The sequence below is a fragment of the Rheinheimera sp. WS51 genome, from assembly GCF_050936095.1.
In the GTDB taxonomy this organism is placed as follows: Bacteria; Pseudomonadota; Gammaproteobacteria; order Enterobacterales; family Alteromonadaceae; genus Alishewanella.
Genome location: NZ_JBOTRC010000001.1, coordinates 658375 through 670956 on the forward strand (window position 1 = coordinate 658375; position 12582 = coordinate 670956).

Here is a 12582-nt window from a genome sequence, read left to right on the forward strand (position 1 = left end):
GAAGCAAAAAAGAATGAAACTAAGCGTTATCAATTAAATTCCGTTTGTAATATCTCATATTGTCGGCTTACTTTTGCTAATTGCCACTGCGGGATAGCCCAGTTTAATAAATCTGTTACCGGTGCCGCCTTAAGTTCTAAAGGCACTGGGTGGCCTAAAAATTGTAAAACCTTAGCTAAGGCATCTGAACTAGACCAATGGCGAATATCTGTAGCATGATTTTGCTTGCTTAATTTAATGCCTGGGGCTGTTACGGCTACTGGAATATGGCCATAGTTAGGGCTAGCGGCGCCGAGTAATTTAAATAATGCTTGTTGGCGCGGTGTCATATCTATTAAATCTGCACCTCGAATGACTTCGGTTATGCCTTGATCCCAGTCATCTACTACTACGACTAATTGATACGAAAACAAGCCATCGCGCCGTTTGATAATATAATCTTCGTTAGCGAGCTTTTGGCTAATCTGTTGTTGGCCAAAGACCAGATCGTAAAAGTTGGTGTTAACGGTAGAGCGTAGGCGCCAAGCTAACCGGCTTTGCTTATCTTGGTTGGCAGCTAGCTGTCTATTGGCACAATGACCAAGGTAAATACCGCCTTGTTCGCTAATTTGTTTACGGCTGCAGTCACAGCCATAGATTAAATCTTGCTGTTTTAACTGTTGAAAAATGTCTTGATAACGCGCTAAACGCTGGCTTTGGTAAATAACAGGGCCGTCCCAGAATAAACCAAATTGCTCAAGCGTTTGCATAATACTGCTTGCAGCACCGGCTACGGTTCTTGGGCTATCAATATCTTCGATACGTAATAACCACTTACCCTGCTGGCTTTTAGCTTGTAGATAACTACTGGTGGCCGCTATTAAAGAACCAAAATGAAGAGGGCCGGAAGGCGAAGGTGCAAACCGGCCAGTATAGACAGGAACAATTGGCATCATTAGCCGCCTAGCTGTTTTTCCTTGATCTCAGCTAAGGTTTTGCAATCGATACACATGTCCGCCGTTGGGCGGGCTTCTAATCGTTTAATGCCTATTTCAATTCCGCAAGTGTCACAGAAACCAAAATCGTCATCTTCGATTTGTTGTAATGTCTTTTCAATTTTCTTCAATAATTTACGTTCACGATCTCGGGCGCGTAATTCGAGACTAAATTCTTCCTCCTGCGCGGCACGATCAACTGGATCCGGGAAGTTTGCTGCTTCGTCGGCCATGTGGTTTTTCGTGCGATCCACTTCCTCGCGTAATTGTTGACGCCAAGCGTCAAGAATTAAGCGAAAATGCTCTAACTGTTTTGGGTTCATATACTCTTCCCCAACAGCTTCTTGGTACGGCGCTACGCCTGCTAGGGCTAATAAGCCCAGGGTTTTGGTAGTCTTGCCCTCTGGCATGATCATCTCCTGTATAATGCCAAGCAAAAAATGTGGCGGCTATTGATAGCAGAATATCGCTATTATCGCAATCAGATCTTAAAAGCGCCGCAGTATACATTCGTTTAACCGGTTCGTCATCTGTTATTCAATAAAGCCGCTTTTATCCGCGCTCTAGTAGTGTGTTTTGGGCTATACTCGGCAGTTATTGAATTGCTATGTTACACTTAAGCCCATTTTTAGTTGTGGTAAAAGACGACAGGATAAAGCGTATATGACAGATATAATTGAAATTAAGTTGCAATTAGATGCAGTTGAAGCCAAGTGGGGTAAAGCATTATTTAGCCCTGTAGCTAACGGTTTTCAAATACATTTAACGGATACTGATAAAGCAAGAACAGTACAGAAAGTTGCAAGAAGCCTTGAAAGCATGGGCTTACGTCAAGTTCAACTTGTTGGCTCGGATTGGACTTTAGAATTGCAATGGGCGTTTTATCAAGGCTTTTGTAGTGCTAAAAAGTTAGGTGGTGTTAACTTCACCGGTGATAACGAAACTAAGCAGCATTTAGAACATTTAGCAAAATGCTTTAGCTGGGCCAAACAAATCGTCAATGATACGCCAGAGAATTTAGCACCTGTGACTTTAGCTAAGCAAGCAGTGAGCTTTATTGAATCTATTGCTGCAAAAGGCACAGTATCTAGTCAAATTTTACAAGGCGAGCAATTATTAGAGAATGGTTGGCAAGGTATACATGCGGTCGGCCGTGGTAGTTCGCGTCCTCCGGCGATGTTAATACTCGATTTTAACCCAACAGAAGATGATAACGCTGAAACCGCAGCTGCTTTAGTGGGTAAAGGCATTACTTTTGACAGTGGTGGTTATTCAATAAAAGCAAGCGAAGGCATGGCAACCATGAAGTGCGATATGGGCGGCGCGGCAACGGTGACTGCTGCACTCGCTTTAGCTATTTTACAAGGTTTAAATAAGCGAGTACGGTTAGTTCTTTGTTGTGCTGAAAACTTAATTAGTGGTAATGCTTATAAATTAGGTGATGTTATTACCTATAAAAATGGCACTACAGTTGAAATCTTAAATACCGATGCCGAAGGACGCTTAGTACTTGCTGATGGCTTAATGTGCGCAACAGAGAGCGGTGCTAAGTTAATTATTGATGCTGCAACCTTAACAGGTGCTGCCATTATGGCATTAGGCAGTGAATATAACGCGCTGTTCTCATTAGATCAGGCGCTTGCTCAGAAAACCTTAGCCTTAGCTGAGCAAGAGCACGAATTAACCTGGCAATTACCGTTACAAAAATGGCATCAACAACAGTGTCCATCACCTTATGCTGATACCGCTAACAGCCGTGCAGTAAAAGGCGGCGGTGCGGGTGGTGCTATTAACGCGGCTGCTTTTTTAAGTCGTTTTGTCAATGAAGACGGCAAAGGCTGGTTACATTTTGATTTAGCCGCAGCTTTTAACAGTAGCGGTAATGCGTTTTGGGCTGCGGGCGCAACGGGGATGGGCATTCGCACTATCAGCGCAACCTTACAATCAGAAGCAGAAGCCTGATTTTTATAGCGAAATAAGGTAAACTGCACAGCTAAAATAGCCATTTGGGTATAGCTGTGTTACCTGTTGCTGATATTTTTCCAAAATTATGTTCTTTATTAAAGCAGCACAGCATAGTGCTGCTTTCTGCTCCGCCTGGAGCAGGTAAATCTACTTATCTTCCTTTGCAATTACTACAGCACAGCGACTATGCAAATAAGCGCATTGTTATGCTGGAGCCGCGTCGTTTAGCGGTAAAAACTATCGCCAGTTATATTGCTAAGCAGCTAAACGAGCCGGTGGGGAAGACGGTAGGTTATAAAATTCGCCATGACAGTAAGCTAAGTTCAAATACTCGGTTACTTATTGTTACTGAAGGTATTTTAACCGCTATGCTGCAGCACGATCCCAGTCTTGAAAATGTCGATTTACTTATTTTCGATGAGTTTCATGAGCGTTCGCTACATGCTGATCTAGGTTTAGCTTTTAGTTTAGATGTTCAGCAATTGCGGCCAGATCTAAAGTTACTACTGATGTCCGCTACCATTGATATGGATAAGTTAGGACAACAACTCTCGGCTGCTGTAGTGCACAGTGAAGGGCGAAGCTACCCGGTAGAAATTAACTATATTCCTGACAACAATAAACCTTTGGCCATTCAAGCGGCAGCTGCAGCTGAAATGGCTTTGCAGAAACATTCAGGTAGTATTTTAGTGTTTTTGCCAGGCCAAGCTGAAATTAATCAAGCAGCCCAGCATTTATCTGGGCAGTTAAGCCACAATGTCGCCTTAGCACAAGTAGAAGTGCACACATTGCTTGGGAATTTGTCATTAGCTCAGCAGCAAGCGGCAATAGCCGCACCCGCTGCAGGGCAACGAAAAGTGGTGTTAGCGACTAACTTAGCCCAAACCAGTTTAACCATTGAAGGCATTAAGGTGGTAATAGACAGCGGGGTTTATCGACGAGCCCGTTTTGACCCGCGCCAAGGTATTACGGTTTTAGAAACCGTGGCAATTAGCCAAGCTGCGGCTATTCAACGCAGCGGCAGGGCTGGCAGATTAAGTGCCGGTGTGTGTTATCGCATTGATACCCCTGAAAAATGGCAACGAAGAGCCGCCTATGATCCTGCAGAAATAGAGATAGCCGAGCTAACTCAGCTAAGACTAGATATCGCAAGTTGGGGAGCTAAGGTTGCCGATTTAAATTGGCTAACGCCACCGCCGATGGGGGCAATACAGGTTGCTGAGCAGCTATTGCAACAATTGGGCTTAATTGATACATCAGGTCGTTTAACACCCTTAGGAACTGCATCAACTAAACTGGCCGCTGAGCCTAGATTGGCTACTATGTTACTGCATGCTAAAGAGTTAGAAAAGTTGGGGCATACTGGTGCGGCAGGTTTGGCTTGTGTTTTAGCGGCGTTGTTAGAAGACACTCGACACTTAGCGTCTGATATCTACCTGCAAATAGCAAACTTAAAAACCAGCTTAGGGCAACAGTGGCAACAAGCTTTAGCGCTCAGTCGGCAGCTTAACTGCAGCATAGCCAGTTCTTTACCCTTAGAGTTAGTACCCATTTTATTATTGCGAGCTTATCCAGACAGGTTAGCCAAACAGCGTGGCCAAGGCTATCAATTAGCCAGTGGCATTGGTGCCCAGTTAAAAGAAAATGATGCGCTGCAGCATCAACCATGGCTAGTGGTATTGCATTTGCAGCTTTTTGCTAAGCGAAATATCATTAGCCGTGCGGTGACAATAACTTTAGAACAAATACTTGCCGATTGGGATGACGAGTTAAGCTGGCGTACAGTAACGGGTTGGGATGATACTAAAGGCAGTTTTTATGCTGAGCGACAACTTAATTTTGGCCAGTGCCGACTTGCAACTAAGCCGGAGTCATTAGCGCTTAGCCCCGAGCATAAACAGCAAGCTTGGCTAAATTATATTAAAGTACAGGGGCTTAATTGTTTAACTTGGACCGAGCAAGCGAAGCAATTTATTGCACGCGTGCAATTGCTGCAAGAGTATCAACAAGAAGAAACTTGGCCAGATATGTCAGAGCAAACACTCATTGCTCAGTTGCCGTTATGGCTAGGTCATGCGTTACCGGCCATTAATAAACGGCAGCAATTAGCAGATGTGCCGATATATCAATATTTACTGCAGCGATTAAACTATGCGCTACAGCAGCAACTACAAGCGTTAGCGCCAACACACTGGCAAACGCCGGCTGGTAATAAGGTATTGATTAATTATTTAGCCCAAGGTGGGCCAAGAATTTCGGTAAGGGTTCAGGAAATGTATGGTCAAACAGCGTCACCGACTTTACTGCAAGGACGCTTAGCCATTACGATTGAATTATTATCACCGGCAAGGCAGCCATTACAACTAACCCAAGACTTAACCAGCTTTTGGCAAAATAGCTGGCAAGAAGTGCGTAAAGAGATGCGTGGGCGCTATCCAAAACATTTTTGGCCCGAACAGCCTGCACAAGCGATGCCAACCTCTAAAACGAAAAAGGCCATGTTGCGATGAGTAGTAAAAGCAATAAGAGTAAAACTAAGACCAATAAAAAGCAGAGTGCAGCGGTAAAATCTGCAAAATTAGGCCGCTTATTTAAACGCTGGGTATTCACTTTACTTAAGCTTGCGTTAGTTTTGTTTTTAATCTTGGTTTTTTATTTTATTTACTTAGATAGCAAAATAACCAAAAAATTCTCTGGGCAAAAGTGGCAAGTGCCGGCGCAAATTTATGCTCGCAGTATGACTTTACTGCCCGGTAAAAAAATCAGCCAGCAACAATTATTGCAACAATTAGACGCCTTGCAGTATCAAAGAAATGCCGAGTTAGCTTCTCCTGGCCAGTATAGTGTTTCTCGTGATCATATTACTATTTATCGTCGGCCTTTTACGTTTATCGATGGCTATGAAACGGCACAGTTATTTAGTGTCGAATTTAAACGAGGCAGTATTCACCGCATTACTCAACGGTTACAGGAACAGCCAATTAATTTTGCGCGACTAGAACCGCAACTGATTGAACATTTAGTGTCACCTCATCAAGAAGATCGTGAACTAGTGCGCTTAGAACAAGTACCTGAAATTTTTAAAGATACATTGCTTCTAGTTGAAGATAGAAATTTTTACCATCACCATGGAGTATCACCCTTAGCCGTATTGCGTGCGCTCTGGGTTAATATTACCGCTGGACGAACTGTACAAGGGGGCTCAACACTTACTCAGCAGTTAGCTAAAAACATGTATCTTAGTAATGAGCGTACTTTGTTGCGCAAGGTTAACGAAGCGCTTATTGCCATTATTTTAGATTATCGGTTTAATAAAGATCAGATTTTAGAAGCTTATCTTAATGAGGTTTTTGTTGGTCAAAAATATGCTACTGCCGTTCACGGTGTGGGCTTAGGTAGCCGTTTTTACTTTGGTAAGCCACTGGCTGAGCTAAGCATTAGTGAATCTGCGCTATTAGTGGGCTTACTTAAAGGGCCATCGTATTTTGACCCGCGCCGCCATCCTGAGCGCGCATTACAGCGTAGAGACTTAGTATTGCGCCTGATGTTTGAACAGCACTTTTTAAGTCGACACCAATATGAGGCTGCCGTAATGGAGCCATTATTTGTTATTCCTAGGGCAAAGTTGTCTAATGCCAGTTATTCTAGCTATATTGATGCTGTAAAAAAGGAGCTTCGCCAGTTAAATTTGGCTCATCAATTACGGCAAAGCGGCATTAAAGTTTTTACTCACTTAGATATTATAGCGCAGCAAGATGCAGAGGAAGCCGTAGCAAGCCAACTACAAAAATACGATGAAGCCCTGCAGGCAGCTGTTATTGTGACAGAATACCAACAAGCAGATATAGTCGCAGTTGTTGGTAGTCGTACCCAGGTAGATAGTGGTTTTAATCGCGCCTTAGATGCTAAAAGGCAAATAGGTAGCATTATCAAACCAGTTATTTATCTTGAGGCCTTAGCACAAAAAGGACGCTATAGTTTAGCTACCAAAATAGAGGATACGGCTATTCGTTTACGCAGTAATAATCAAGATTGGCAGCCGCAGAATTTTGATAAGCAATTTCGTGGCCCTGTTAGCTTATTGGATGCTTTAGCTAACTCCTTAAATGTGCCTACAGTAAGGTTAGGTTTACAGCTCGGTTTGCCTAATATTAGTAAAGGTTTAGAGAAACTCGGTTTAGAACGTGATATAAAATTACATCCTGCTGCTTTATTAGGAGCAATTGAATTAAGTCCTATTGAGGTAAGTCAGCTGTATCAAACTATTGCTAATAGTGGTTTGCATCGAAAGCAAAGTACATTGCTAGCGATAACTGATAACAATGGCCATATACTGTATCAGCGCCAAGATGCATTAACGCGCCGCTATTCAGAAGCCGAAATGTATCTATTACACTATGGCTTGATTCAGGCGGCTACAACGGGAACAGCAAAATCGTTAACTAATGCATTCCCACAACAGGTTTTGGCGGGTAAAACGGGAACCTCAAGTGATTATCGAGATAGCTGGTTCGTTGGCTTTGATCAGCATAAACTGGTGACAGTTTGGCTAGGTAAAGATAATAATAATGCCATAGGCTTAACCGGCAGTAGTGGTGCTTTGCCGGTATTTAGTCGTTTCTTTCGACAACAAGGTGTAAGCTCTATTTTACGGCTTATGCCAGAACAAATTAGTTTACAAGCTTTTTCAGTGACATCAGGCTACCCTCAGCCAGAGCACTGTAGCAGCATCTTGTTATTGCCAGCTTTTACCGATGAATCAATGGTAGTAGATGGTTGTGAAAACTAAGTTTGAACTATTAAAGCGTAATAACAGCACATTATAATTATAAACAGGCGTTAATTAATTCTATGACTATAAAACCAGATCAACCATTACAGGTTGGCGATTGGCAGTATTTGCCTGAGCAGGATAAGCTGGTTAAGCTAGATGCTCAGGGTGAAATTAGTGACGTTACTGATCTTGATAATTTATGTCAAAAAGTGATTAACTATTTTATTGTTAATGCAGGTAAGTTAGTCACTAAAGATGAATTATTACTTAAAGTGTGGGGCATTCAAGATGTTTCCGACGGCCGCGTTACACGAGTTATTCGTGTGCTTAGAGTGGCCTTAGGTGATGACACGAAAGAGCCTAGCTATATTGAAACTATTCCTAAACGCGGCTATCGTTTTATTGCCCCTGTTACACCGCTTACGTTAGAAACAGACAATCAAACGTCAGACGATACTCCCACTGATACTGGGTCTACTGCTGTTGCTCAAACTTACTCTCAAGCGAAATCAAAAAAGGTATTTAGTTATATTGCAATTGCATTTGCGGTTTTATTTGTTGTAGTAGCCTTGCTAGTGGGATTAATTCAGAGTAATGACAGCGAGCCAACCGAACTCAGTACGGCTATGCATCGTTATCGCCATATCACTGCTTTAGATGGTTTAGAGTTTTATCATCATACCTCTTTGGATGAACGATATTTAGTTTATAGTTATAAGCGTAATAATGATGTCAGCGCTGTTTTATTGCTAGAAGACTTACAGTTAAATCAGCGTATAACATTAACCTCTGCCGAATATAATAGCTTTGGCGCAGTATTTAACCGCGATGCAACAAAAATAGCTTACCAGCGTTTATATCCTGATGGTAGCTGTGAAATTAGGCTAATCCATTTACAACAACAGCAATTAATAGACGATACGTTGTTAGTTAAGTGCGCAGACAATTCTATTTCAGCACGAATAGCTTGGTCGCCGGATGATCATTATTTAGTTTACCCTGAGTTAGAGGCTGAGCAACGCCAGATGGTTTTAAAAATGCTGGCATTAGATAGCAAAACCCCAGAGCAGTTAACTGTGCCTTCTGCTAGTAGTTTTGGCGATTATGCGGCGCGTTTCTCGCGCAAGGGCGATAAGTTGGTTTTTTTACGTGATGCTTCAGGCTCAGCGCAAATTTGGTTATTAGACTTAGCTAGCCGCGCGACCCAATTTATTGTTGCTATTAAAGATATTTACCCCGGTAATGTTGATTGGAACTTAGACGATACCGCAATTATTTATCCGTCAGGTGCATCGACGCTAAGTCGAGTTGATATTGACACCTTACAAAGCAATATTTTTGCTTTTACTGATGATTATGCCAGTGAATTACAGGTGACCTCCTCGGGTAAAGTTATGGTATCTGCTGGAAACTTTTCTCGAATGAATATTAAAAAAGTAACTAACCCTTTATTAGCTGGTGCTGCAGTTGATCAAGTGGTATTTAGCTCTAATCGTAATGAAACCTATATTGAAGTAAACCCGAACAGTGAGGGGCCTACTGCAGTGGTATCTAGGCGCTCAGGTATACCGCAAGTTTGGTATTTTTACCCTGATGGTCGCCAGCAACAGATGACATTCTTTGCAAAAAACAGACGTTTTCGCAGCATTAGCTTTTCGCCAGATGGCCAGCAGCTATTAATACAATTAAATAATCAACTCTGGCTGCTTGATGCAAAGCAAAAACTGCAGCATATCGCCGGAGATGAGAAGGCTATTATTAATATGCCCAGCTGGGCTAAATCAGGTGAGAGTATTTATTATGCAGAGTCTAAGCAAGGGCGTTGGCAAATAGTCAAACAAAGTACCAGCCATAACGAAGTAAAAAGTGTTCATGCTACAGATAGAGAACTCTATTTAGAAAGCCCCCGCACAACTTATCACTTTTGGCGCGATAGCAGCAATAAGCACTTTTATATCCAATATGATGATAACCAGGCACAGAAGCTAGCAATAGACATACCTGAAGCGCAGGTGTCTTTGCAATTTTGGTTGGGGTTTAGAGGTATATACTATGCCTATTTTATCGGAGCTTTAGAGGAATATCAGCTACGTTTTTATGACTTTCAGCAGCAGAAAAGTGTAGTGGTTCAAGATGGAATGCAATTAGAGCGTTTTAGTCTTAATGCTAATGAAAGTGAGATTTTTTATTTAGAATATGAACTAGGTGATATCGATATTGCTGAGTTTACGCCTGATATCGGTTCTTTATAATAATTTTATCGGTTAAATATTAGGTTATTTTATTTTTATTGTTTTAGGTTGGATGTGTTGCCGACATAACTATAGAGGAATAAAAATGGTATCACTATTTGCATCAAGTGTTTTACTTGGCCAGCTACTTATGAACCAGCCGATAGCAGTAAATTCTGAGCAAGAATATAATCTACTAAATGAACAACCTGCTGAAAGTCAACTGTTAGCTTGTATTATCTTCCCATTGTGTACAGATCCAGATATGCGAGATAAAGAAAAAGACACAGACACGACGTCTAAAGATAATGACTCTAGCAGATTAGCTTAAATAGTTACTTACTCTACAAAGATAAAAGATTAAGTTAGATTCAGGTATACTCCGTTCGATGATTCAAATTGTCGAACGGATTTTTTTATGGCAGAGCGGGAGCCGGTAGTGCTTTTTGGTGATTGGCACTATGAGGTTATTGAAGGCCGAATACGTGCAATAAAGAATAATACCGATGGCGGTATTAGATTAGAGCCATTATTACAGCGTTTACTTAACTTCTTTATACAGCAGCCTACTATAGTATTGTCTAAACAGACTTTACTAGAAAACGTTTGGTCTGATGATTCAGGCTCAGACGCTGCGGTTATGCGTGCGATAGGCGCTTTGCGTAAAGTACTTAAAGATGACGTTAAGGCTCCTCGTTATATTCAAACTATGCCAAGAGAAGGTTATTGCTGGATTGCTGAAGTTACAAAAGTTGAGGCTAGTCAAAGTACTGAAACTCAGATAACAACCTTAGCCTTATTAGCGGAACCAGTAGTAGAGCCTGTAAATAAAACAGCTATAAACCAAGAAGCCGCTCCAGAAGCATACCCATTAGTAAGCAAAGTTATTCAACCAGCTTTAACACAAGCTTTGTCCCCAATCGTTGGCGACAAAAGCGCTAAAAATAATCAAAGTGATAATAGTAGCAGTTGGCGCTTTGTGTTGTTTTCTACCCTAATGCTATTAATTTGTTCAGCAAGCGTAGCCTATATTTTATCAATTTATACCACAGATCCGCTGCTAAAAATGCCAGATAGTCTGGTACCCATTAGCGCATTAAATGGACAAGAGTATTGGCCCATTTTAAATGTTGAGCAGACAGAGGTCATTTTTCAACATAAAAAGATGGGACAATCAACATTAAGCTGGGTACAACAAAGCTTAATTAGTCGACGCGTTAGGTTTTTAAAGCAAGACTATCTAGCCTTAGCGCCAAGCCAGTGGCTAGATAATAATCATATTATTTTTAGTGGTCAAACCGATAAAATTAAGTGTGGTATCTATAAGCAGCAACTTTACCCTGAGGTTGCGAAACCAGCGTTATTATGGCGCTGTAAGCAGCATTTTAATAATGCAGTTGTTAGGTGGCAAGACCAGTGGTTATGGCTTGATCTAGCAAAACAAGCAACTGAACAGCAGGTGTTAGAGTTGTGGCTTGGCGACGTTTCACAAACTGCCAGTTTGTTGGCTTCATTTAAATTAAATTGGCACAGCGTATCGGCTACATTACTACAACAAAATAAACTTTTAATGCTAGCTCATGAAAGTCCATATAATACGGTATTAGTTGAAATAGACCTTAAAACCCAAGCTTTATCGATACGTCATCGCTTTGATCGTAAAGTTAGTCATATGACATGGTGGGATAAATCTGAATTACTATTGTCGGGTTTTAATCAACAATTACAAATTTATGATTTAAAAGCGGGTACTGAGCAAAGTTTAGGACCATTAAGCCAAAGCTTAATTCAGCCCTTGCGTTACCCTCGACAAGTATTAGCAACACAGTATTTGAACTATACTAGCGATATTTATCATATTGATAACACAGCTAAATATGAAGCTAGATTGTCGGCATGGCAAGTTAGTAACAGAAGTGAGTATTTACCGAGTAAAAATGGTGGGTTATATGCTTATGTCTCAGAGCGCACTGGGCTTAGCCAAGTATGGCTACATTCGTCTTCTGGAGAAAACAGACAACTAACCCAGTTTACTCAGGCCAAGCAATTAAGGCAGTTATTCTGGCATAAAAACCAATTAATGTTAGTGGCGAATAACCAGTTATACCAATTGGATCCCTCCAGCTCTGAGCTTACATTAGCTCAGCAGCAGGCGAAGAGCCCAGGGCGTTATACTAGCTGCCAGCAACAACTGTTTTGGACCGAGCTTAACGATAACGAATGGCAACTTTTCACTGAGTCAGAGCAAGGGCCAAAACTACTATATAAAGATGTGGTAGATGTGCGTTGTGGGATTAATCAGCAATTGGTTATTCAACAGGCGACTGATCCCACTTTACAAGTTATCTCGTTTACAGATGGCAAGGTACAGTTAGTTAAGTTGTTGCCAGTTGGGCTTGATTGGCGTCAGCTGACAGCACAGCAGTGGTTTACTGATCGAAGTGGGATTTATTGGTTAAATCCAATAACAAAAACGCTAGATAGTTATTTATGGTCATCACAGCAAGTGAAACAAGCTAAGTTGCCAGATGATACTTGGCCATTAGGCATATACAGCAATGAAAACGGCCTAGGTTTTATAGTAAAAGCTAGGCCGTTTGATACCGATATTGTTTGGTTGCAACAACGAAATTAAAAG

8 protein-coding genes are annotated in these 12582 nt (G+C 41.5%); 6 read left to right on the forward strand and 2 right to left on the reverse strand.

Annotated elements, in window-relative coordinates:
- Nucleotides 1–29: 29 nt before the first annotated feature.
- Both gluQRS and dksA read right to left on the reverse strand, forming a co-directional pair.
- A complete protein-coding gene (gluQRS, locus tag ACRCA4_RS03070) occupies nt 30–935 on the reverse strand; it encodes a tRNA glutamyl-Q(34) synthetase GluQRS (RefSeq protein WP_433183974.1) in 906 nt (301 codons plus the stop codon).
- Nucleotides 935–1384: an RNA polymerase-binding protein DksA gene (gene dksA, locus ACRCA4_RS03075; protein WP_433183977.1), complete on the reverse strand. Its 450-nt coding sequence runs from the start codon at nt 1382–1384 to the stop codon at nt 935–937. The genes gluQRS and dksA overlap by 1 nt, the downstream gene beginning before the upstream one ends.
- A 253-nt stretch (nt 1385–1637) precedes the next feature.
- Between dksA and pepB the strand changes: the two genes are divergently transcribed.
- The 6 genes from pepB (at nt 1638) to ACRCA4_RS03105 (ending at nt 12579) form a co-directional block, all read left to right on the forward strand.
- Nucleotides 1638–2936, forward strand: a complete 1299-nt coding sequence (gene pepB / locus ACRCA4_RS03080; protein ID WP_433183980.1) for an aminopeptidase PepB — start codon at nt 1638–1640, stop codon at nt 2934–2936.
- 56 nt (nt 2937–2992) lie between these two features.
- Nucleotides 2993–5449: an ATP-dependent helicase HrpB gene (gene hrpB / locus ACRCA4_RS03085; RefSeq protein ID WP_433183983.1), complete on the forward strand. Its 2457-nt coding sequence runs from the start codon at nt 2993–2995 to the stop codon at nt 5447–5449.
- A complete protein-coding gene (mrcB, locus tag ACRCA4_RS03090; RefSeq protein ID WP_433183985.1) occupies nt 5446–7728 on the forward strand; it encodes a penicillin-binding protein 1B in 2283 nt (760 codons plus the stop codon). The genes hrpB and mrcB overlap by 4 nt, the downstream gene beginning before the upstream one ends.
- A 62-nt stretch (nt 7729–7790) precedes the next feature.
- On the forward strand, nt 7791–9965 hold the full coding sequence (locus tag ACRCA4_RS03095) for a winged helix-turn-helix domain-containing protein (protein WP_433183988.1): 2175 nt from the start codon (nt 7791–7793) through the stop codon (nt 9963–9965).
- Nucleotides 9966–10050: 85 nt separating this feature from the next.
- Entirely contained in the window at nt 10051–10275 is a 225-nt protein-coding gene (locus tag ACRCA4_RS03100; protein WP_433183991.1) for a hypothetical protein, read from the forward strand.
- A gap of 87 nt (nt 10276–10362) precedes the next feature.
- Entirely contained in the window at nt 10363–12579 is a 2217-nt protein-coding gene (locus tag ACRCA4_RS03105) for a winged helix-turn-helix domain-containing protein (protein ID WP_433183994.1), read from the forward strand.
- Nucleotides 12580–12582 lie beyond the last annotated feature (3 nt).